Raw genomic sequence first — 19,612 nt, 5'->3', positions numbered from 1 at the left:
GGCTCGCCTCGGCGTGCTCCCGCCGTATGCCCGGTGGTTCCTGGCCGCGGCAGGCCGCGGCCAGGAGCCACTCGTCAGCGCCGGTGCCGGGGGCCGGTGTCGAGCGGGCCGGGCTCGGGTGCCGCGGTCTCCGGGTAGCGCGGCAGGCCCGCGAACGTGCCCTGCTGCTGCGGGACCGCGGGCTGTTGCGGCGGCGGGTCCTGGTCGGTCTGGGGGAACGGCTCCGGGTTGCGGCGGTAAGCCGGCGTCGGTGTCGTGGGCGCGACGTCCATCGGCGAGGCGACCTGCGCCTCGCCTGCGGCGTAGACGGGCTGCCGCGCGGGCGCGTAGGGCTGCGCCGGGGACGGGATTTCGGGGGCGGGGTGTGCCCCGGAGGGCGCGTCCGTGCTCGCCCACGCCTGTGCCGCCGACGGCACGTCCCCGGAGGCGGGTGATTGGCCGGCGGGCTGGCCGTCCGCGGAGCCGTATGCCGGCCGCGTCCCATCCGCGGCCGCGTAGCTGGACGGCATGTCGCTGGAGCTGGAGGTCGCCGACCTGCTCTCGCCGGAGGCCATCTCGCCGGAGGCGTAGCCGGGCTGTGTTCCGGCGGGCATCTCGCCGGAGGTGAACGCCGTCGACCGGCCATCGCCGGAGCCGTAGCCGGGCTGTGTTCCGGCGGGCATCTCGCCGGAGGCGAACGCCGTCGACCGGCCATCGCCGGAGCCGTAGCCGGGCTGTGTTCCGGCGGGCATCTCCCCAGAGGTGACGGCCGCTGACCGGCCATCGCCGGAGCCGTAGCCGGGCTGTGCTCCGGAAGCCATGTCGCCGGAGGCGAACGCCGCCGACCTGCCATCGGCGGAGTGTGCTCCGGCGGGCATCTCCCCGGAGGTGTAGCTGGGCTGCGCCCCCGCGGGCATGTCACCGGAGGCGAACATCGCCGACCTGCCATCGCCGTACTGAGCCCCGCCGGGCATCTCGCCAGAACCGTAAGCCGCTCCCGTCGAGCTGTGCGCCGGCGCGGGCTGGTTCTCCGCGGAAGACGGCCAAGACGTGTACGACGGCATCGGCACGTCGGCCGGCGTCTTGCTGACCGGCCGTCGCGGGTCGGGCATCGGCGCGGCTGCCTCCTGCCGGTGGGCCCCGTCCATGGCGGCCGCGGGCGGGCGCTCGACCTGCGGGTTCTGCCCCGGCAGGATGTCCATCGGCGATCCACCGCGCGGCGCCGGGGCCTGGTGACGGCCCTGGGCCACCTCGTCCTCGCCGGAGTAGCCGGCCAGCGGATTCTTGGCGTTGCGCTTCGGCCCGCGCCGCGTCAGCCCCACCAGGCCGAAGAGGCCCAGCAACCCCAGCAGTCCCCACAGCCCCGGCGGCATGTTCCTGAGCTGCTCCTGCGCGAGCACGGTTTCGGCCGGCGCGGCGTTCGCCACCGCCGGACCGAACGGCAGGAGGACGCACACCGCGGCGGCGACCGTCCCGAGGCGGGCCCTGTCAGGCATTACGGCTCACTCCCCTGGTTGTCGTGACGCCACGATGTACCCGCGCCACCCGAGTCCAGACCAGACACCGACCTAGTGGGTGACCTGCACCACCTGCGCGAGTGACTTCTCTTGCGACGCCGGAATCGTCGGACTCCGCGTGTAATCTGCGGCCATGGGGCTTCGCGCACGTGTGGTTTCCTGGGTGGGCCGCCGTTACCTCGCCAGAGCGCAGAAAAAGGGCTTCGACCTCTCGGTCCTGCCGGATTCCGCGCTCATGCCGTTGCGCCGCGACGGCCTGGACCCCGTGCCCGAGCTGGGCGCGACCAGGGCGGAGGCGCCGGTCAGCCGGTTGCCGCTGCCCTTCGGCATCACCGCGTGGCTGGTCACCGGGTACGGCGAGGCGAAGGAAGTGCTCGCGGCCACGGACAAGTTCAGCAACGACTACACCAACCTGGTCGGCAAGGCGGGGCTTTCCGCCGAGCAGAACCCCGGCGGGCTCGGGTTCGCGGACCCGCCGGACCACACGCGCCTGCGCAAGATGCTGACGCCGGAGTTCACGATGCGGCGGCTGAACCGCCTCACGCCGCGCATCGACGAGATCATCGCCGAGCAGCTCGACGCGATGGAGAAGGACGGCGGCACCGTCGACCTGATGCAGTCGTTCGCGCTGCCGATCCCGTCGCTGACGATCTGCGAACTGCTCGGGGTCTCCTATGAGGACCGTGACGACTTCCAGCGGCTGAGCACGGTCCGGTTCGACCTGTTCGCCGGGGCGGGCGCCTCGTTCGGGGCGATCTCGGAGTCACTGTCCTATTTGCTCGAAATCGTGAAGAAGCAGCGCGCGGAGCCCGGCGACGGCCTGCTCGGCATGCTGGTCAAGGAGCACGGCGACAACATCTCCGACCAGGAGCTGGCCGGCCTCGCCGACGGTGTGCTGACCGGCGGCCTGGAGACCACGGCGAGCATGCTGGCGCTTGGCGCGATCGTGCTGCTGCGGGACCGGCGGACGTTCGAGCTGGTGCGGGACTCCGACGACGCGGCGCGTGATTTCGTCGAGGAGCTGCTGCGGTACCTGACGGTGGTGCAGGTGGCGTTCCCGCGGTTCGCGCGGGAGGACGTCACGGTCGGCGGGCAGGAGATCGCGAAGGGCGACATCGTGTTCGTGTCGCTGAGCGGGGCCAACCGGGACGCCGCCCTCGGCGACGACATGGAGTCCTTCGACCCCGCCCGCCCGGCGACGCAGCACCTGGCATTCGGCTGGGGCGCGCACCGGTGCATCGGGGCGGAGCTGGCGCGCATGGAGTTGCGTGCCGCGTACCCGGCGCTGGTGCGGCGCTTCCCCGACCTGCGGCTGGACGTCGAGCCGGAGCAGCTGAGCTACCGCCGGACGTCGATCGTCTACGGCGTGGACACGCTGCCGGTGCGGGTGAAGTAACCCGCTCGTCTCAGCCCTGTCGGAGGCGTAGCACGCCTTCGGCGGCAGGCGTGTCCGTGATGAGCGTCGACACCAGTCCCGACCGCAGCACGGCGTCGATGGCCGCCGCCTTCGGCGCCGTGTAGCCGAGGGCGATCACCTCGGGCACCTTCAGCAGCTCCGCCGTGTCGATCGCCAGCACGTGGTGCGCCAGCCCGGTCGACAGCGGCTTCCCCTCGCCGTCGAACAACCGCGCCGCGACCTCCGCCCGCGCGCCCCGCGCGGTGATCGCCTCGCGTTCGGCCGGGGACACCGCGTCGTACACCGTCGACTCGCCCGGTAGCCACGCCCCGATGCTCACCACGGCCTTCGTCAGGCGCGGGAACTGCGCGAACGTCTCCGCGATGCCCGGCTGCCGTCGCAGGATCTCCGTCGTCCGGCGGTCCGGCAGCACCAGCGGCCCGTAGATCGGGTACGCGTCCCCACCCGACACCTCCGCCACCTGCCGCACCGTCTCCACCGACCGGTCCCGCATGTCCATCCCGGCCTGCACGCCGCACAACTGCACGATCGGGCACTTCGGCAGCCGCCGCACCGCCGCCGCCATCGCGTTCACCGACCGCGCCCAGGACAACCCGACCACGTCGTCCTCGGTGACCGTCTCCGACAACAGCTGCGCCGCGAAGGCCCCGATCTGCCGTCGCACCTGTGGGCGTGGCCCGGTGCTCGCCGCTCGATTGAGCACAAACGCCTGCCGCAGCCCGTACGCCGACCGCAGCTCGTCGGACAGCCGCACGTCGACCGGCGCGGGGGGAGCGAACTCCACCCGCACCAAACCCTGGGACAACGCCGCGTCGATCAGCCGCGCCACCTTGAACCTGCTGATCCCGAAGTCGGCCGCGATTTCGATCTTGGACTGCCCCAGCACGTAGAACCGGTGCGCCACCAGCGTCGCGGTGAGCCCGTCCAGCATGCCAGCTTCGCTCATCTGAGCACTATAGCGCCAGCTCCGTTGACGAGAAACCACCAAAACCCCTCTAATGCATGACCAGACATGTGACCACAAAGTCGTGAGGCGCTCAGATGAGCGCAGGAAGAGGTGAGACGGCATGCGGGCCGCCATCGTCGATCAGCCGGGTTCCATCAGGGTCGGCGAGGTTCCCGATCCCACGCCAGGGGAGCGCGACGTCGTCATCAAGGTCGGCGCGTGCGGCATCTGCGGCACGGACCTGCACATCGCCGACGGGCACTTCCCCCCGACGCCCTACCCGATCGTCCCCGGCCACGAGTTCGCCGGCGAAATCGTCGAGATCGGCAAGAACGTCCCCGGCGGCTGGCAGGTCGGCGACCGGGTGGCCGTCGACCCCTCCCTGTTCTGCGGCTACTGCGACCCGTGCCGCGCCGGCCACGGCAACCTCTGCGCGAACTGGGGCGCCACCGGCGACACCGTCGACGGCGCCTTCGCCGAGTACGTGAAGGTGCCCGCGAGCACCTGCTACCGCCTGCCCGACCACCTGTCCTGGCAGGAGGGCGCCCTCGTCGAGCCGGTGTCGTGCGCGGTGCACGGCGTCCGGCGCATCGGGGTCGAAGCGGGTGAGCACTTCCTGGTCGTCGGCGCCGGGACCATGGGCCTGGTCATGCAGATGCTCCTGCAGCGGGCCGGCGCGCGGGTCACGGTCGTCGACCGCAACGCGTCCCGCCTGCCGCGGGCGAAGGACCTCGGTGCGCACGCCGTCGCCGCCGATGTGTCCGAACTGGACGGTGAGCGGTTCGACGCGGCGGCCGACTGCACCGGTGCGGCCCCGGCGATCGAGGCCGCGTTCGACGCGCTGCGCCGCGGCGGGCGTCTGCTCGTCTTCGGCGTCGCCCCGGCGGAGGCACGTGTCGCGCTTTCGCCGTTCCGGATCTACAACGACGAGATCACGGTGGTGGGATCGATGGCTGTTCTGCACTCCTACGGTGCCGCGCTGGACCTGGTGGCCTCCGGCGCGATCGACACGAAAGCCCTCCTGACCGACGCGTTGCCGCTGGAGCGGTTCCCCGACGCGCTGGACCTGATGCGCAGTGGTGCGGGTCTGAAGGTGCAGGTGCTGCCGGGGGCCACGGATGCGTAAGCGGCTGGCACTCCTCGCGGTCGCCGCGCTGCTGACCCTGACCGGCTGCGCGGGCGCCGGCGCGCTCGGCGCGGGCGGCAACACGCTGGTCATCGCGATCGTGGCGAACCCGCAGATGAACGACGCGATTTCGCTGTCGCACGAGTTCGAGGCGGCGAACCCGGGCGTCAAGCTCAAGTTCGTGTCGCTGCCGGAGAACCAGGCGCGCGCGAAGATCACCGCCTCGACCGCCACCCAGGGCGGCGAGTTCGACGCGGTGATGATCAGCAACTACGAGACCCCGCAGTGGGCGGCCAACGGCTGGCTGGAGAACCTGCAGCCCTACATCGACGCCAGCCCCGGCTACGACCCGGCCGACTTCATCCCGAGCATCCGCGACTCGCTGTCCTACCAGGGCTCGATGTACGCGGTGCCGTTCTACGGCGAGTCGTCGTTCCTGGCCTACCGCAAGGACCTGTTCGAACAGGCCGGGCTGACCATGCCGGAGCACCCGACGTGGCAGCAGATCGCCGACTTCGCCGCGAAGCTGGACAACAAGCAGGCCGGTGTCGCCGGCATCTGCCTGCGCGGCAAGCCCGGCTGGGGCGAGAGCCTCGCGCCGTTCACCACCGTCGCCAACACCTTCGGCGCGCAGTGGTTCGACCAGGACTGGAACGCGAAGCTGGACACGCCGGAGTTCCGCGCGGCCGCGAACTTCTACGTGAACCTGGTCCGCGAGCACGGCGAGGTCGGCGCTTCCAGCGCCGGGTTCTCCGAGTGCGGCACGCGCTACGGCCAGGGCCAGGCCGCGATGTGGTACGACGCGACCGTGATGGCCGGGACCAACGAGGACCCGGAGTCGAGCAAGGTCGTCGGCAAGTCCGGCTACGTCGCCGCGCCGGTGGTGAAGACCGAGGCGAGCGGCTGGCTCTACACCTGGGCGCTGGCGATCCCGAAGGTCGCGAAGAACAAGCAGGACGCCTGGAAGTTCCTGCAGTGGATGACGAACAAGGAGTTCGTGCAGACCGTCGGCAAGACCTACGGCTGGAACCGGGTCCCGCCGGGCTGCCGGTTCTCCACCTACCGGATCCCCGAGTACGCCGAGGCCGCGAAGGCCTACGCCCAGCCGACGCTGGACGGCATCGACGCGGCCGACCAGCGCAAGGTGATGACGCAGCCGGTGCCCTACCCGGGCATCCAGTTCGTGGGCATTCCCGAGTTCCAGGACCTGGGCACCCGGGTCAGCCAGGAGCTCTCGGCCGCGATCGCCGGTCAGATCACCGTCGACGAGGCCATCGAACAGTCGCAGGAGTACGCGCAGACCGTCGGCGATTCCTACCGGGAGACGAAATGACCGCCGTTGCGCCCACTATCGCAAGTGGACAGAGAGTCGAAGCGAAACCGGAGAAGCGCAAGGGCACCGGAGCCTGGGCCCGCCGGGCGCCCCTGCTGCCCGCGCTGTTGTTCACCATCGTGGTGACCCAGATCCCGTTCATCCTCACAGTGGTCTACTCGTTCCAGTCGTGGAACCTCGTGCGTCCGGGGTCGCAGCACTTCGTGGGGTTCCAGAACTACGCCGACGTGTTCGCCGACTCGCAGTTCCGCGGCGCGATGCTCAACACCGTCGTCCTGACCGTGGTGTGCGTGTTCGTCGCGCTGCTGCTCGGGCTCGGCCTGGCGCTGCTGCTGGACCGCAAGTTCCTCGGCCGCGGCGTGGTGCGGACGCTGCTGATCACGCCGTTCCTCATCCTGCCCGCGGCAGGCGCGCTGCTGTGGAAGACGACGATGTTCGACCCGACCTACGGGCTGCTCAACTTCGTCTTCGGCGGCGAAACCGACTGGCTGTCGGAGTTCCCGCTGGCCTCGGTCATGGCCCAGATCGTGTGGCAGTGGACGCCGTTCATGATGCTGCTGATCCTGGCCGGCCTGCAGAGCCAGCCGAAGGACGTGCTGGAGGCCGCGCAGGTCGACGGCGCGGGCCGGTGGCGGACGTTCGCGTCGATCACGCTGCCGCACCTGTCCCGGTACCTGCAGCTGTCGGTGCTGCTGGGCGCGATCTACATCGTGAACAGCTTCGACGCGATCTTCCTGATGACCCAGGGCGGTCCGGGCACCGCGAGCACGAACCTGCCGTATTACATCTACCAGCGGGCCTTCCAGGGCTTCGACATCGGCCAGTCCTCGGCGATGGGCGTGATCGTGGTGGTCCTGACGCTGATCGTCGCGACCTTCGCGCTGCGCCTGATGTTCCGCGCGTTCGACGTGAGCAAGGGGGTCGTGAAGTGAGCACCCTGCGCAGGCGGCTCGGTCCCGCCTCACTGACCACCGCGACGTGGGTGGTCGCGATCCTCTTCGTGTTCCCGCTGATCTGGATGGTGCTGACCGCCTTCAAGCAGGAGGCCGACGCCTACACCGATCCGCCGCGGATCGCGTTCACCCCGACGCTGGACCAGTTCGCCAGCATCTTCGAGCGCGGGTTCCTGCCCTACCTGGGCAACTCCGCGTTCGTGACGATCCTGTCCACGCTGATCGTGCTGCTCCTGGGCGTCCCGGCGGCGTACGCGCTGTCGCTCGCCCCGGTGCCCAAGACCAGCAACGTGCTCGGGTTCTTCCTGTCCACGAAGATGCTGCCGGTCGTGGCCGCGATCATCCCGCTGTACGTCATCTCGCAGCGAACTCAGCTGCTGGACAACGTGTGGGCGCTGGTCATCCTCTACACGGCGATGAACCTGCCGCTGGCGATCTGGATGATGCGCTCGTTCTTCCTCGAGGTGCCCACCGAGATGATCGAGGCCGGGCGCGTCGACGGGGCGAGCCTCCCGACACTGCTGTACCGGGTGATCCTGCCCGTGGTCGCGCCCGGCATCGCGGCGACCGCGTTGATCTGCGTCATCTTCTCGTGGACCGAGTTCTTCTACGCGGTCAACCTGACGGCGGCGCGGGCCGGCACGGTGCCGGTGTTCCTCGTCGGCTTCATCACCAGCGAGGGCCTGTACTGGGCGCAGCTGTCGGCGGCCGCGCTGCTGGCCTCGCTGCCGGTGATGATCGTCGGGTGGATCGCGCAGAACCACCTGGTCCGCGGCCTGTCGATGGGCGCGGTGAAGTAGCTACTCCTGCAGGGACAGCGCCATGGCGGGGCACAGCTTGACCGCTTCGCGGGCGCTGTCCACCTGCCCGCCCTCGGGGTGTTCGACCAGGACCACGACCGTGCCGTCGTCGTCCTGGTCGAACACCGCCGGGTCGGTCAGCACGCACTGGCCCGCGCCGATGCAGAGATCGGTGTCCGCGACGATGCGCATGGCTCCTCCTACCAGGTCACCGGGAACTCGTGGATACCGTAGACGCTCGCGTCGTCCTTGAACGGCAGGGAGTCCAGCGGCACGGCAGGCCGCAGGCCGGGGATCCGCCGGAACAGGGTGTCGAACACGATCTGCAGCTCCATCCGCGCGAGGTTCTGGCCGAGGCACTGGTGCGCGCCGAAGCCGAACGCGAGGTGGTGCCGCGCGCCCCGCTCGATGTCCAGCTCCTCGGGGTGGTCGAACGCGTCCGGGTCGCGGTTGGCGAGGTTGCTCAGCGGCACCACGCCCTCGCCGGCCTTGATGAGCACGCCGCCGAGCTCGACGTCCTCCACCGCCACGCGGGAGACCGCGAACTCGGCGATCGTGAAGTACCGCAGCAGTTCCTCGACCGCGGGCAGTGTCTTCGACGGGTCCTCCTGGATCTTCCGGATGTCCTCCGGGCGCTCCAGGAACGCCATGGTGCCCAGCGAGATCATGTTCGCTGTGGTCTCGTGCCCGGCGACGAGCAGCAGGAACGCCAGGCTGACCAGCTCTTCGCGGTCGTCCTGCTTGTCGAGCTGGCGGCTCAGCAGGTCGTCGGCCGGTTCCTGCGCCTTCCGCTCGATCAGCTCGCCCAGGTAGTCGCGCAGCGCGTCGATCGACGCCTTGCGTTCCGCGGGCGGCGTGACCCGGCTGAGCAGGCGGGACGAGTGCAGCTGGAAGAACTCGTGGTCGGCGTACGGGACGCCGAGCTGCTCGCAGATGACCAGTGACGGCACCGGCAGGGAGAGCGCTTTCACCAGGTCGGCCGGTTTGGGGCCGGCGAGCATCGCGTCGATGTGCTGGTCGACGATCTCCTGGATGCGCGGGCGCAGCGCCTCCATCCGCCGCACCGTGAACTCGCCGACCACCTTGCGCCGTGCCGGGCCGTGTTCCGGCGGGTCCATGCCGATCAGCGACGCGCGGAAGCCGGTGTTGATCCGCTGTCCCTTGACCAGCAGCGGGAAGTTCGGGTTGCGCCGGTCGGAGCTGAACCGCGGGTCGGTCAGCATCGCCCGGATGTCCTCGTGCCGGGTGATCGCCCACGCCGTCTCGCCGCTGGGCAGCGTCACCCGCTGGATCGGCGCCTCGTCCCGCAGTCTGCGGTGCTCATCCGGCGGCGCGTACGGGCAGCCGCGGGTGATGGGCAGTGTGGCGGGAAGCTGAGCGGTCACGGTGTTGCCCCCAATCCGGACAAATGTGGAAGGATGTCGTCCACTTATCGCCAACGTACTGATGTGGAAGTTTTTCGTCCACCTGCGTTCGGGTGAGAGAATCTCGCGGGGGTGACGGAGAGGAACGACATGACGGCTTCGGAAACGCGGCTGCGCGCGGACGCCCAGCGCAACCGCGACCAGATCGTCGCCGCCGCCCGCCAGGTGTTCGCCGCAGCGGGACCGGACGTGCCGATGGAGGAGATCGCACGCGCCGCGGGAGTCGGCGTCGGCACGCTCTACCGGCGCTTCCCCGACCGGGAGGCGCTGATCCGGGCCGTCGCGCGGGAGAGCTTCGCGCAGGTCCTCGCCGACGCGCGGGAAGCCGCGGCCGAGGAACCCTCGGCGTTCGACGCGCTGGTGCGCGTCGTCGGGCGGTCGCACCAGCTGCAGGCCAGCGTCCAGCTCGCGCTGGTTTCCGAGCGGGCGAGGGAAATCCTCAAGGGCGACCCGGAAACCGCCGCGTCCCGCGACGCGCTGATCGCCGAGCTGGACGCGATCGTGCAGGCGGCGCAGGCCGAGGGGTCGATCCGCGCCGACGTCGGGACCGGCGACGTCGCCATCCTGTTTTCCCTGGTGCTGCGCCAGCCGCCGGCGGTGGACGACCCCGCGCTGCTGGCCTTCGAACGCGCCGCGGCGATCATGCTGGACGGGCTCCGGTCGAGCCCCGGAAGCCCGTTGCCGGGCCGTCCGATCACCGGCGAGGACCTCCGGATTTCTTGACGGGTACCGGTATGGTGCTCGCGATGGTGATGCCTCCGCCCCGCCTCGACCTGGCGCGCTACCGCGCCCCGGTCTGGGCCGACGTGCCTGCGCGCGCCGGGCGGAAGGTGCGGCTGCGGGTGATCACGCCGGCCGATCAGCGCAGGCTGGCCGGGTTCGACCGGGAGGCCGCGGACACCCGCCGCGTCGGGGAGTACCGGCACTGGGCGGCGCACCGCGCCGAAGCCGACTTCCACTTCGCGATCGAGACCCTGCGCGGCGGTCTCGTGGTGGGCTCGCTGTCGGCCACCGAGGCGGATTCCCCGGACCGGTTCAGCTACGGCATCGGGATCGGGCCGCAGCACCGGCGCTGCGGTTACGCGGGCGACGCGGTGATCACGTTGCTGCGCTTCATGTTCGGTGAGCGCGGCTACCGGAAGTGCGAGGTCAGCATCTACGGCGGCAACGTGGCGTCGCTGTCGATGCACGCCGGGCTCGGCTTCCGCGAGGAGGGCCGCGTCCGGGACACCGAGCTGTCCCGCGACGGCGTCAAGTACCTGGTGCTGATGGGCATCACGGACACCGAGTTCGCGGAGATCCACCCGGACTTCCCGGCCACCAGCCCGCGGGGACGCCACTGGCGCCCCCGCGGACGGCACCGCGACCGCTAGTCCGGCCGCGTGACCGCCGGACCGCCCGGCAGCCACGCGGCCGCGCCGCTAAACACCCATCGGGTGCCAGACGGTCTTCGCCTCCAGGTAGCGCCGCAGCCGGGCGATGTCCGGGCGCTGCGTCCAGTCCGGCTCGTCCGCGGGCACGGCCAGCACGCGCTTCACCGTCCCGGCCGCCTCGCGCGCCAGTTCCGCGCGGTCCTCGGCGCCCGTCGGGTCCAGCGCGTTCACGTCGCCGTGCGAGGCCAGCCACGGGCCGAGCTCCGCGGCGCGCCCGGTGAGGATGTTGGCCACCCCGCCCGGCAGGTCGGACGTCGCCAGCACCTCGGACAGCGTGATCGCGGGCAGCGGCCGCTCCGCGCTGCTCACCACGACCGCCGTGCAGCCGGTCGCCAGCGCCGGCGCCAGCACGCTCACCAGCCCGAGCAGCGATGACTTCTGCGGCGCGAGGATCCCGACCACCCCGGTCGGCTCCGGCACGGTGAACGAGAAGTACGGCCCGGCGACCGGGTTCGCCGCGCCCAGCACGCTCGCCACCTTGTCCGTCCACCCCGCGTACCAGACCCAGCGGTCGATCGCGGCGTCCACGACCGCCTCGGCGCGACGCCCGGACAACCCCTCGGCGGCCCCGACCTCGGCGACGAACTGGTCGCGGCGCCCCTCCAGCACCTCCGCGACCCGGTACAGCACCTGCCCGCGGTTGTAGGCGGTCGCACCCGACCAGCCGGGGAACGCCTTGCGCGCGGCCACCACCGCGTCCCGCACGTCCTTGCGCGAGGCGTGCGCGGCGTTGGCGAGGAAGTTGCCCTTGCTGTCGGTCACCGGGTACACCCGGCCGGACTCCGAGCGCGGGAACTTGCCGCCGATGAACAGCTTGTACGTCTTCGCGACGGTCACGCGCTCAGACACTGAGGTACCCCTCCAGACCGGTGCGGCCACCCTCGCGGCCGAAGCCCGACTCCTGGTAGCCGCCGAACGGCGCCGCCGGGTCGAAGCGGTTGAACGTGTTGGCCCAGACCACCCCGGCGCGCAGCCGGTTCGCCGTCCACAGGATCCGCGAGCCCTTCTCGCTCCAGATCCCGGCGGACAGCCCGTAGGGCGTGTTGTTGGCCTTCGCGACCGCCTCGTCCGGCGTGCGGAACGTGAGCACCGACAGCACCGGCCCGAAGATCTCCTCGCGCGCGATCCGCATCGACTGGTGCACGCCGGAGAACACCGTGGGCGCGAAGAAGAACCCGCGGTCGGGCACCGGGCACGGGCTGGTCCACCGCTGCGCGCCCTCGGCCTCGCCGGAGTCGGCCAGTTCGCGGATCCTGGTCAGCTGCTCGGCCGAGTTGATCGCGCCGACGTCGGTGTTCTTGTCCAGCGGGTCGCCCAGCCGCAGTGTGGAGATCCGGTGCCGCAGCTTGTCCAGCAGCTCCTCGGCGACGGATTCCTGCGCGAGCAGCCGCGAACCGGCGCAGCACACGTGGCCCTGGTTGAAGAAGATGCCGTTGACGATGCCCTCGACGGCCTGGTCCAGCGGCGCGTCGTCGAAGACCACGTTCGCGGCCTTCCCGCCCAGCTCCAGCGTGAGCCGCTTGGGCGTGCCCGCGACCTGGCGCTGGATGAGCTTGCCGACCTCGGTCGAGCCGGTGAACGCGATCTTGTCGATGCCCGGGTGCTCGACCAGCCGTGCGCCGACGTCCCCGGCGCCCGGCAGGATGTTCACCACCCCCGGCGGCAGCCCGGCCTGCTGGCAGATCTCGCCGAACACCAGCGCCGTGAGCGGGGTCGTCTCGGCCGGCTTGAGCACCACGGTGTTGCCGGTGGCCAGCGCGGGCGCGATCTTCCACGCCAGCATCAGCAGCGGGAAGTTCCACGGGATGATCTGCCCGGCGACGCCCAGCGGCTTCGGGTCCGGCCCGTAGCCGGCGTAGTCGAGCTTGTCGGCCCAGCCCGCGTGGTAGAAGAAGTGCGCCGCGACCAGCGGCAGGTCCGAGTCGCGGGACTCCTTGATCGGCTTGCCGTTGTCCAGCGTCTCCAGCACAGCCAGCTCACGCGAGCGTTCCTGGATCAGCCGCGCGATGCGGAACAGGTACTTCGCGCGCTCGCTGCCCGGCATCGGGCCCCACGTCTTCTCGAACGCCTTGCGCGCGGCCTTCACCGCGGTGTCGATGTCGGCGGCGCTCGCGGTCGAGACTTCGGCGAGGACCTCCTCGGTGGCCGGGTTGACGGTCTTGAGCGGCTCGCCGCCGCCGTCGACGAACTCGCCGTCGATGAACGGCCGGTAGCTGGGCTTGAGGTTCGCCAGGTCGCGCGACTCGGGCGCGGGCGCGTACTCGAAGGCAGGCATCAGTCCACCGCCACGTAGTCGGGGCCGCTGTAGTGGCCGTCGTGCTGGGTGCGCCGCTGCAGCAGCAGGTCGTTGAGCAGGCTGGACGCGCCGAAGCGGAACAGCTCCGGCGTGAGCCACTGCTCGCCCGCGACCTCGTGCACGGCGACGAGGTACTTGATCGCGTCCTTGGTGGTGCGGATGCCGCCGGCCGGCTTGACACCGCGCAGCTCGCCGGTGGTGGTGAACCAGTCGCGGACGGCCTGCAGCATCACGTGCGTGACGGGCAGCGTCGCGGCGGGGGAGACCTTGCCGGTGGAGGTCTTGATGAAGTCGCCGCCCGCCAGCAGGGCCAGCCAGGAGGCGCGGCGCACGTTGTCGTAGGTGACCAGCTCGCCGGTCTCCAGGATGACCTTCAGGTGCGCGTCGCCACAGGCGGCCTTGACGGCCTGGATCTCCTCGAACACCTCGCCGTAGCGGCCTTCGAGGAACGCGCCCCGGTCGATCACCATGTCGACCTCGGTCGCGCCGGACTCCACGGCCAGCGCCACGTCGGCGAGCTTCACCTGCCGGGACGACCGCCCCGACGGGAAGGCCGTGGCGACGCTCGCGACGCCGATGCCGGTGCCCTTGAGCCCGTCGACGGCCGTCGCGACGAGGTCCGGGTACACGCACACCGCGGCGACCTGCGGCGTGTCCGGCCGCTCCGGGTCGGGACGCCGCGCCTTCGCGGTCAGCGCGCGGACCTTGCCGTGCGTGTCGGCGCCCTCGAGCGTGGTGAGGTCGACCATCGAGATCGCGGTGTCGATGGCCCAGAGCTTGCTGGACTTCTTGATGCTGCGGGTGGCCAGGGCGGTGGCCCGGGCTTCGACCCCGACCTGGTCCACACCGGGCAGGCCGTGCAGGAAGCGCCGGAGGCTCGCGTCGTCGCGGGTGGCGTCGGCGAGAGCGGCCGGCAGGGTGGGTGCGCTCACCCGCCCAGGCTAGCTGGGCTGCCGCGGGAATGGCCGCACCTCCTCCGCGCCCGGAGGAGGTGCGGCCTGCGGGCGGAGCTACGGGTGCGGCCCCGCCCGGTCGACGAGCCCGCCGGCGAGCAGCGCCGTCCCGGACGCGCGGCCGTATCCGTCGGCAGGGTCTCCAGGTAGTCGTAGGTGGTGTTGTACAGCGAGGCTTCGCCGATCTGCAGGAGATCGTCCCGGGTCTCCGGGGCGCCGCTTGTCGAACGCGACGAGCATCGTCTGGGTCAGCCCTCGATCTGCCCCTGGCCCTTCCGCGGCTTGCGCACGACCGTGACCGCGCCCCAGAACGCGAGCCCGGTGACCTTGACGACCGGCGCGCCCGGCGGCGGGGGCTGCGTGGACGCGCCGCCGCGGTCCTGGCTCTCGAACGCTCCCATGAAACCGACGCCGGTGACCTCGACGATGATGTCGTCGGGCACCACGATGTCGATGCCGCCCATGATCGCGACGGCGGTGATGGTGGTGTGCCGTTCGCTGAACCGGGCGCTGCGCAGGTCCATCTCGACGCCGCCCCAGAACGCGACGCTGGTGTGCTCCGGCGGCACGGTCCACGGGCCTTTGCGGTTGACGCCGGACATGACGGCGACGGAGGCCTTCGAGCCGGGCACCCCGCCGATCCGGTCGTCCGGGGTGAGCGCACGCGGCGCGGCGGGCTGCACGGCAGCCGATGACACCCCCGGCAGGTCCGCGACCGGCGGCTCCAGTTCGGCGAGCGTCTTGGCGGCGTACACGGTGTCGAGCCGCTCTTCCAGTTCCTGCACGGTGATCCGCCCCTCGGCGAGCGCGTTGTGCAGGATCTGCGCGACCCGTTCCCGGTCCGCGTCGGAGGCCCGCATCGGCGGGCGCTCGGGGGTCCCAGGCTGTTCCACCGCGCGAGCCTATCGGGGTGCGCCTGCTTCCGGGTCACCTTCCGGAGACTGTTCCGGCGTGCTACCCAGGTCCGCGGCCGATTCCCAGCGCCGCGACCGCGGTGCGCATCCGGACCACCCCCGTTGTCGGCTACCGTGACGCTCCATGGACGTGCTTGTCGTCGATCACCCGCTGGCCAAGGCCAGGCTGTCGACCATGCGTGACGCCCGCACGGACAGCGCGGCCTTCCGGGCGGCCCTGCACGAGCTGACCGTCATGCTGATCTACGAGGCCACCCGCGAGGCGCCGGTGCGCACCGAGCGCATCCACACGCCGGTCGCCCGCACCGACGCGTACCGCCTCGCGAACCCGCCGCTGCTGGTGCCCGTCCTGCGCGCCGGGCTGGGCATGGCCGACCAGGCGCACAAGCTGATCCCCGAGGCGCAGATGGGTTTCGTCGGCCTGGCGCGCGACGAGGAGACCCTCCAGCCGACCCCGTACATGGAGTCGCTGCCCGACGACCTGTCCGACCGCCCGGTGTTCGTCCTCGACCCGATGCTCGCCACCGGCGGCTCGATGGAGTACACGATCCGGCTGCTGACCGGCCGCGGCGCCACCGACGTCACCGCGATCTGCGCACTCGCCGCGCCGGAGGGGATCAAGCACCTGGAGGACAGCGGCCTGCCGGTCCGCGTGGTCACCGCGAGCATCGACGAACGGCTCAACGACTCCGGCTTCATCGTTCCTGGCCTGGGCGACGCGGGTGATCGTCAGTACGGTGCCCGCTGACTGGAACGGCAACGTCGCTACTCCCGGACCTGGGTCGAGCGCCAGCCGTCGGCGTGAGCGCGCAGCGCCGTCTCGTAGGAGGCGGCCACGTCGAAGTCCCGCGGCAGGTTCCCGTTCAGCTCCAGTGACACCAGCCCGTGCACGATGCCCCACGCGCTGACCGCGATCACCTCGGGCGCGACCGCCCGGAACACGCCGGCGGAGATCGCCGCGCGCACGGTGTCGACCAGCGGCGCGAGCGAGTCCCGCGCGGTCCGCGTCGCCTCCGCGCCGGGCTCGAACCCGGGCAGGGCCTTGGTGAACATGATCGAGTACAGGTGGGGGTCGGCCAGCGCGCTCTCCCGGTAGGCGAGCCCGAGCCGCACGAAGTCCTCCACCGGGTCGCCGGAGCGCGAGATGCCCCGCAACCGCGCCCCGAAGCGCCGGAACCCCTCCAGGTAGACGGCGTTGACCAGCTCGGGTTTGCCGCCGAACAGCGAGTACACCGCGGTGGTCGAGGTGCCCACGTCGGCGGCGAGCTTGCGCAGGCTGAGCGCCTTCGGCCCGTCCGCCGACAGCAGTTCCCCGGCCCGGTCGAGCAGTTTCAGCCGGAGTGCTTCGTCGTGGGTCCGGGGTCGAGGCATGCCCCCAGGCTATCGCGACACCGTTATCGTTCCCCTCGTTCCGGAGTTGACCTGGAGTGCACTCCAGGTCGTAGTGTCGGCAGCATGAGCTACTCGATAGCGGAAGCCGCACGTCGCAGCGGGCTGTCGATCGACACCCTCCGCTACTACGAGCGCATCAAACTCCTCGACCCGCCCGCCAGGGACACCGCGGGCAGGCGGGCCTACTCCGACGCCGACCTCGCGTGGCTGGAGTTCCTCACCAAGCTCCGCACCACGGGCATGCCGATCAAGATGATGCGGGAGTACGCGCAGCTGCGCGCCGCCGGTGACGCCAGCGCCGGCCGCCGCCGCGCGATCCTGCTCGAACAGCGCCGGTCGGTCGCCGAGCGCATCGCCGAACTCCAGGCCTGCATGGACGTCCTGAACTACAAGATCGAGAACTACGACCGCATCTGCGCCCGCGTCCCGGGCGGCGTGGTCCGGGAGGAGATCTCCGCGTGATCGGCACCAGGAAGCTGGGCGAGCTGGAGGTCGGCGCGCAGGGTCTCGGCTGCATGGGCATGAGCCAGGCCTACGGGGTGCGCGACGACGACGCGGAGTCGATCGCGACGATCCACCGCGCGCTGGAGTTGGGCGTGACGCTGCTGGACACCGCGGACGTCTACGGCCAGGGGGCCAACGAGGAGCTGGTCGGCCGCGCGATCGCGGGCAAGCGGGACCAGGTCGTGCTGGCCACGAAGTTCGGCATCGTCCTCGGCGCCGAGGGGCAGCAGGTGCGCGGTGACGCCGCCTACGTCCGCCAGTGTGCCGAGGACTCGATGCGCCGCCTCGGCGTCGACCACATCGACCTCTACTACCAGCACCGGGTCGACCCGGCCGTTCCGGTCGAGGAGACCTGGGGCGCGCTGTCCGAGCTGGTCGCCGAGGGCAAGGTCCGCCACCTGGGCATCTCCGAGGCGTCCGCGGAGACGATCCGCAGGGCGCACGCCGTCCACCCGGTGACGGCGCTGCAGAGCGAATGGAGCCTGTGGACCCGCGGGATCGAGGACGAGGTGGTGCCGGCGTGCCGCGAGCTGGGCATCGGGATCGTGCCGTTCTCGCCGCTCGGCCGCGGGTTCCTGACCGGCAGCATCACCAAGGTGGACGAGCTGCCGTCCGACGACATGCGCCGCAACCTGCCGCGTTTCGCCGAGGGCAACCTGGACCGCAACCTGCGCATCGTCGAGGCGCTGCGGAAGCTGGCGGCGGAGAAGGGCGTGACCGCCGGTCAGCTGGCGCTGGCCTGGGTGCAGAGCCGGGGCGCGGACGTCGTCCCCATCCCGGGCACGAAGCGCCGGAAGTACCTGGAGGAGAACGTGGCCGCGGCCGCGCTCGAACTGTCCGAAGCGGACATCCGGAGCATCGAGGCGGCCGTTCCGGCCGAGGCCGTGGCGGGGGAGCGCTACCCGGCGGCACTGGCCCGCAACGTCGGCAAGTGAGGCAGGTGGCCTGATCAGGCCACCGCCACACCGACCGCCGTCGTGATCATCGCGGCGGCGAGCAGCACCGCGCCGCTGACGGTGACGCCGTGCGCGAGCGGCTTCCGGCCCGGCAGCAGGTTGAGGAACATCCCGCCGGACTGCGCGAGGATCCCGACCAGCAGCAGGAGGCAGACCACCCACTGCCCGGCCGCGCCGAGCCCGCCGGCGGCGACGAGTTGCAGGGCGATCAGCGCCAGCACGAGCAGCACACCGGCGTGCGCGTGCCCGGCGCGGAAGTACGCCCGCTGCTCGTCGGTGAGCTTGCGCTTGCGCAGCAGGCCGAGCAGCGAGTAACCGCCGAACATCACCGTCGGCAGTGAGACCAGCGCGATCACGGTGAACAGCTGGGTGGGACCGGACAGGACGATCATCGCGAGCTTCCTCCCTGGGAGCGTTCCACGACAATCGTAACAGTGTTACGTAACGCGGTTATTCCATTAGTCCCGCAGCGACCGTCGCGCCCAGCTCCCAGCAGCGTTCGAGGTCCGCCTTCGACGGTTCGCCAGTGACGGTGACGATCTCCGCCGCCTTCTCCCACCCGAGACCGGTGGTGATCGACTCGATGCCGCGGACCGTCCCGGAGACGTCACTGCCGCCGTGCACGTAACACCCGAACGGGCGGCCACGCGTCGAGTCCAGGCACGGGTAGTAGACCTGGTCGAAGAAGTGCTTGAGCGCACCCGACATGTACCCGAGGTTGGCCGTGGTGCCGAGCAGGTAGCCGTCCGCGTCGAGCACGTCGGTGGCGGTGGCCGCGAGAGCCGCCCGCCGCACGACGGTGACCCCTTCGATCTCGTCGGTGGTCGCGCCTGCGACGACAGCTTCGAACATGGCCTGCAGGTTCGGCGAGGGCGTGTGGTGCACGATCAGCAAGGTGGGCACGCCTGAGGAGCGTGCCGTGGCCGGTCCGCCGGTGCAACCGCGTCGGGGGTGCCGAGCAGTCGCAACGCCTCCTGGCCGGGCTGCCGGGCTCGGCGGTGTGGCGGATGACCCGCCGGCCGTGGTCGGGGACCAGCACCATTTCGCCCGAGCGGCCTCCAGGCAACCGCCCGGTCGCGCCGTGGTGCGGCCGTCGGAGCGCCATTCCGGGCCCAAAGGGCACTTGATCAGCGCTTTTACCGTTAAGGGACCCCCCTGTTCGAGCCCCATTTCGGGGCATGTAATCTTCTCTTCGTCGCCAGGGAGACCGGGCCGGCGGGGAAGAAAAGCCCCAAGGGAACGGGATTCGGGCGGGGGGTCACGAACCAAGCTCCCACCGATGGTGGTAGAGTGGGTGACCGCCGCCGGACGAAACCACAGCGAAATTGGAGTCGCGAGACTTCGCGCGCTGGTGGGGTCGTCGGGTGACACAACAAAACGTGTTGTTTGAGAACTCAACAGTGTATTGATGAGCTAAAGCCAGTTGATTAGCTAGAACCCTTTGTGGGTTCCTTTGAGGCTATGAGAATAGCCGGGTTTGATTTTCTGACATTGTTGGAGAGTTTGATCCTGGCTCAGGACGAACGCTGGCGGCGTGCTTAACACATGCAAGTCGAACGCTGAAGCATCTTCGGGTGTGGATGAGTGGCGAACGGGTGAGTAACACGTGGGTAACCTGCCCTGTACTTTGGGATAAGCCCTGGAAACGGGGTCTAATACCGAATATGAC

Annotated in this window: 21 protein-coding genes and 1 rRNA gene (1 of these 22 cut by a window edge); 11 read left to right on the top strand and 11 right to left on the bottom strand. The window is 70.7% G+C overall.

Annotated elements, in window-relative coordinates; all coding sequences use genetic code 11:
• Positions 1-74: 74 nt before the first annotated feature.
• Complete coding sequence (locus tag AMYTH_RS50530) at positions 75-1,475, bottom strand: hypothetical protein (protein WP_027932516.1); 1,401 nt, start codon at positions 1,473-1,475, stop codon at positions 75-77.
• A gap of 154 nt (positions 1,476-1,629) precedes the next feature.
• Here AMYTH_RS50530 and AMYTH_RS0124455 point away from each other — a divergent pair, with 154 nt between their 5' ends.
• Positions 1,630-2,892, top strand: a complete 1,263-nt coding sequence (locus AMYTH_RS0124455; protein ID WP_037322666.1) for a cytochrome P450 — start codon at positions 1,630-1,632, stop codon at positions 2,890-2,892.
• Positions 2,893-2,902: 10 nt separating this feature from the next.
• Here the strand turns inward: AMYTH_RS0124455 and AMYTH_RS0124450 are convergent, their stop codons facing one another.
• Complete coding sequence (locus AMYTH_RS0124450) at positions 2,903-3,844, bottom strand: sugar-binding transcriptional regulator (protein WP_027932514.1); 942 nt, start codon at positions 3,842-3,844, stop codon at positions 2,903-2,905.
• Positions 3,845-3,980: 136 nt separating this feature from the next.
• Here AMYTH_RS0124450 and AMYTH_RS0124445 point away from each other — a divergent pair, with 136 nt between their 5' ends.
• Genes AMYTH_RS0124445 through AMYTH_RS0124430 form a run of 4 tightly spaced genes read left to right on the top strand, consistent with a single transcriptional unit; the run spans position 3,981 to position 8,071 of the window.
• A complete protein-coding gene (locus tag AMYTH_RS0124445; RefSeq protein WP_027932513.1) occupies positions 3,981-4,985 on the top strand; it encodes a zinc-dependent alcohol dehydrogenase family protein in 1,005 nt (334 codons plus the stop codon).
• On the top strand, positions 4,978-6,318 hold the full coding sequence (locus AMYTH_RS0124440; protein ID WP_027932512.1) for an ABC transporter substrate-binding protein: 1,341 nt from the start codon (positions 4,978-4,980) through the stop codon (positions 6,316-6,318). Before AMYTH_RS0124445 ends, AMYTH_RS0124440 begins: the two co-directional genes overlap by 8 nt.
• Positions 6,315-7,250 carry a carbohydrate ABC transporter permease gene (locus tag AMYTH_RS0124435; protein ID WP_027932511.1) on the top strand — a complete coding sequence of 312 codons (936 nt, stop codon included), beginning with the start codon at positions 6,315-6,317 and terminating at the stop codon, positions 7,248-7,250. The genes AMYTH_RS0124440 and AMYTH_RS0124435 overlap by 4 nt, the downstream gene beginning before the upstream one ends.
• Before the next feature lie 5 nt (positions 7,251-7,255).
• Entirely contained in the window at positions 7,256-8,071 is an 816-nt protein-coding gene (locus tag AMYTH_RS0124430; RefSeq protein ID WP_027932510.1) for a carbohydrate ABC transporter permease, read from the top strand.
• On the opposite strand, the gene AMYTH_RS0124425 is transcribed toward AMYTH_RS0124430, so the two are convergent.
• A complete protein-coding gene (locus AMYTH_RS0124425; RefSeq protein ID WP_027932509.1) occupies positions 8,072-8,263 on the bottom strand; it encodes a ferredoxin in 192 nt (63 codons plus the stop codon). It lies immediately after the preceding gene.
• Positions 8,264-8,271: 8 nt separating this feature from the next.
• Positions 8,272-9,456, bottom strand: a complete 1,185-nt coding sequence (locus AMYTH_RS0124420; RefSeq protein ID WP_027932508.1) for a cytochrome P450 — start codon at positions 9,454-9,456, stop codon at positions 8,272-8,274.
• A 129-nt stretch (positions 9,457-9,585) separates the two neighbouring features.
• On the opposite strand from AMYTH_RS0124420, the gene AMYTH_RS0124415 reads away from it, so the two are divergent.
• Both AMYTH_RS0124415 and AMYTH_RS0124410 read left to right on the top strand, forming a co-directional pair.
• Complete coding sequence (locus AMYTH_RS0124415; RefSeq protein ID WP_027932507.1) at positions 9,586-10,218, top strand: TetR/AcrR family transcriptional regulator; 633 nt, start codon at positions 9,586-9,588, stop codon at positions 10,216-10,218.
• Positions 10,219-10,229: 11 nt separating this feature from the next.
• Positions 10,230-10,868, top strand: a complete 639-nt coding sequence (locus AMYTH_RS0124410; protein ID WP_037322664.1) for a GNAT family N-acetyltransferase — start codon at positions 10,230-10,232, stop codon at positions 10,866-10,868.
• Between the two features lie 48 nt (positions 10,869-10,916).
• On the opposite strand, the gene AMYTH_RS0124405 is transcribed toward AMYTH_RS0124410, so the two are convergent.
• From AMYTH_RS0124405 to AMYTH_RS0124390, 4 genes are all read right to left on the bottom strand, one after another.
• Complete coding sequence (locus AMYTH_RS0124405; protein ID WP_027932505.1) at positions 10,917-11,777, bottom strand: aldehyde dehydrogenase family protein; 861 nt, start codon at positions 11,775-11,777, stop codon at positions 10,917-10,919.
• The gene (locus AMYTH_RS0124400) at positions 11,770-13,203 is read right to left on the bottom strand and encodes an aldehyde dehydrogenase family protein (RefSeq protein WP_027932504.1); all 1,434 of its coding nucleotides are present in this window, start codon (positions 13,201-13,203) and stop codon (positions 11,770-11,772) included. Before AMYTH_RS0124400 ends, AMYTH_RS0124405 begins: the two co-directional genes overlap by 8 nt.
• Complete coding sequence (gene deoC, locus AMYTH_RS0124395) at positions 13,203-14,156, bottom strand: deoxyribose-phosphate aldolase (RefSeq protein ID WP_027932503.1); 954 nt, start codon at positions 14,154-14,156, stop codon at positions 13,203-13,205. The genes AMYTH_RS0124400 and deoC overlap by 1 nt, the downstream gene beginning before the upstream one ends.
• 269 nt (positions 14,157-14,425) lie before the next feature.
• Complete coding sequence (locus AMYTH_RS0124390; protein ID WP_027932502.1) at positions 14,426-15,037, bottom strand: DUF1707 SHOCT-like domain-containing protein; 612 nt, start codon at positions 15,035-15,037, stop codon at positions 14,426-14,428.
• Between the two features lie 178 nt (positions 15,038-15,215).
• Between AMYTH_RS0124390 and upp the strand changes: the two genes are divergently transcribed.
• Positions 15,216-15,839 carry a uracil phosphoribosyltransferase gene (upp, locus tag AMYTH_RS0124385; RefSeq protein WP_027932501.1) on the top strand — a complete coding sequence of 208 codons (624 nt, stop codon included), beginning with the start codon at positions 15,216-15,218 and terminating at the stop codon, positions 15,837-15,839.
• Between the two features lie 17 nt (positions 15,840-15,856).
• On the opposite strand, the gene AMYTH_RS0124380 is transcribed toward upp, so the two are convergent.
• Positions 15,857-16,462, bottom strand: a complete 606-nt coding sequence (locus tag AMYTH_RS0124380; protein WP_027932500.1) for a TetR/AcrR family transcriptional regulator — start codon at positions 16,460-16,462, stop codon at positions 15,857-15,859.
• An 84-nt stretch (positions 16,463-16,546) separates the two neighbouring features.
• Here AMYTH_RS0124380 and AMYTH_RS0124375 point away from each other — a divergent pair, with 84 nt between their 5' ends.
• Together AMYTH_RS0124375 and AMYTH_RS0124370 are read left to right on the top strand one after the other, a co-directional pair.
• Positions 16,547-16,945: a MerR family transcriptional regulator gene (locus AMYTH_RS0124375; protein WP_027932499.1), complete on the top strand. Its 399-nt coding sequence runs from the start codon at positions 16,547-16,549 to the stop codon at positions 16,943-16,945.
• On the top strand, positions 16,942-17,922 hold the full coding sequence (locus tag AMYTH_RS0124370) for an aldo/keto reductase (RefSeq protein WP_027932498.1): 981 nt from the start codon (positions 16,942-16,944) through the stop codon (positions 17,920-17,922). Before AMYTH_RS0124375 ends, AMYTH_RS0124370 begins: the two co-directional genes overlap by 4 nt.
• Before the next feature lie 14 nt (positions 17,923-17,936).
• Here the strand turns inward: AMYTH_RS0124370 and AMYTH_RS0124365 are convergent, their stop codons facing one another.
• Both AMYTH_RS0124365 and AMYTH_RS0124360 read right to left on the bottom strand, forming a co-directional pair.
• Positions 17,937-18,326, bottom strand: coding sequence for a hypothetical protein (locus AMYTH_RS0124365; RefSeq protein WP_027932497.1), 390 nt, complete (start codon positions 18,324-18,326; stop codon positions 17,937-17,939).
• A 67-nt stretch (positions 18,327-18,393) separates the two neighbouring features.
• On the bottom strand, positions 18,394-18,846 hold the full coding sequence (locus AMYTH_RS0124360; RefSeq protein WP_017986804.1) for a flavodoxin family protein: 453 nt from the start codon (positions 18,844-18,846) through the stop codon (positions 18,394-18,396).
• 588 nt (positions 18,847-19,434) lie between these two features.
• Between AMYTH_RS0124360 and AMYTH_RS0124355 the strand changes: the two genes are divergently transcribed.
• A 16S ribosomal RNA gene (locus tag AMYTH_RS0124355) occupies positions 19,435-19,612 on the top strand (it continues 1,345 nt past the right edge of the window).

Origin of the sequence: Amycolatopsis thermoflava N1165 (assembly GCF_000473265.1) — a bacterium.
GTDB classification, from domain to species: Bacteria; Actinomycetota; Actinomycetes; order Mycobacteriales; family Pseudonocardiaceae; genus Amycolatopsis_E; species Amycolatopsis_E thermoflava.
Note: the sequence above shows the minus strand (reverse complement) of the source record. Positions and strands in the feature narration are given on the sequence as shown.

Coding starts and splice junctions, on each gene's coding strand:
- AMYTH_RS50530 (WP_027932516.1), bottom strand. CDS start 1,475: ATGCCTGACAGGGCCCGCCTCGGGACGGTCGCCGCCGCGGTGTGCGTC.
- AMYTH_RS0124455 (WP_037322666.1), top strand. CDS start 1,630: ATGGGGCTTCGCGCACGTGTGGTTTCCTGGGTGGGCCGCCGTTACCTC.
- AMYTH_RS0124450 (WP_027932514.1), bottom strand. CDS start 3,844: ATGCTGGACGGGCTCACCGCGACGCTGGTGGCGCACCGGTTCTACGTG.
- AMYTH_RS0124445 (WP_027932513.1), top strand. CDS start 3,981: ATGCGGGCCGCCATCGTCGATCAGCCGGGTTCCATCAGGGTCGGCGAG.
- AMYTH_RS0124440 (WP_027932512.1), top strand. CDS start 4,978: ATGCGTAAGCGGCTGGCACTCCTCGCGGTCGCCGCGCTGCTGACCCTG.
- AMYTH_RS0124435 (WP_027932511.1), top strand. CDS start 6,315: ATGACCGCCGTTGCGCCCACTATCGCAAGTGGACAGAGAGTCGAAGCG.
- AMYTH_RS0124425 (WP_027932509.1), bottom strand. CDS start 8,263: ATGCGCATCGTCGCGGACACCGATCTCTGCATCGGCGCGGGCCAGTGC.
- AMYTH_RS0124415 (WP_027932507.1), top strand. CDS start 9,586: ATGACGGCTTCGGAAACGCGGCTGCGCGCGGACGCCCAGCGCAACCGC.
- AMYTH_RS0124410 (WP_037322664.1), top strand. CDS start 10,230: ATGGTGCTCGCGATGGTGATGCCTCCGCCCCGCCTCGACCTGGCGCGC.
- AMYTH_RS0124400 (WP_027932504.1), bottom strand. CDS start 13,203: ATGCCTGCCTTCGAGTACGCGCCCGCGCCCGAGTCGCGCGACCTGGCG.
- AMYTH_RS0124390 (WP_027932502.1), bottom strand. CDS start 15,037: ATGCGGGCCTCCGACGCGGACCGGGAACGGGTCGCGCAGATCCTGCAC.
- upp (WP_027932501.1), top strand. CDS start 15,216: ATGGACGTGCTTGTCGTCGATCACCCGCTGGCCAAGGCCAGGCTGTCG.
- AMYTH_RS0124380 (WP_027932500.1), bottom strand. CDS start 16,462: ATGCCTCGACCCCGGACCCACGACGAAGCACTCCGGCTGAAACTGCTC.
- AMYTH_RS0124375 (WP_027932499.1), top strand. CDS start 16,547: ATGAGCTACTCGATAGCGGAAGCCGCACGTCGCAGCGGGCTGTCGATC.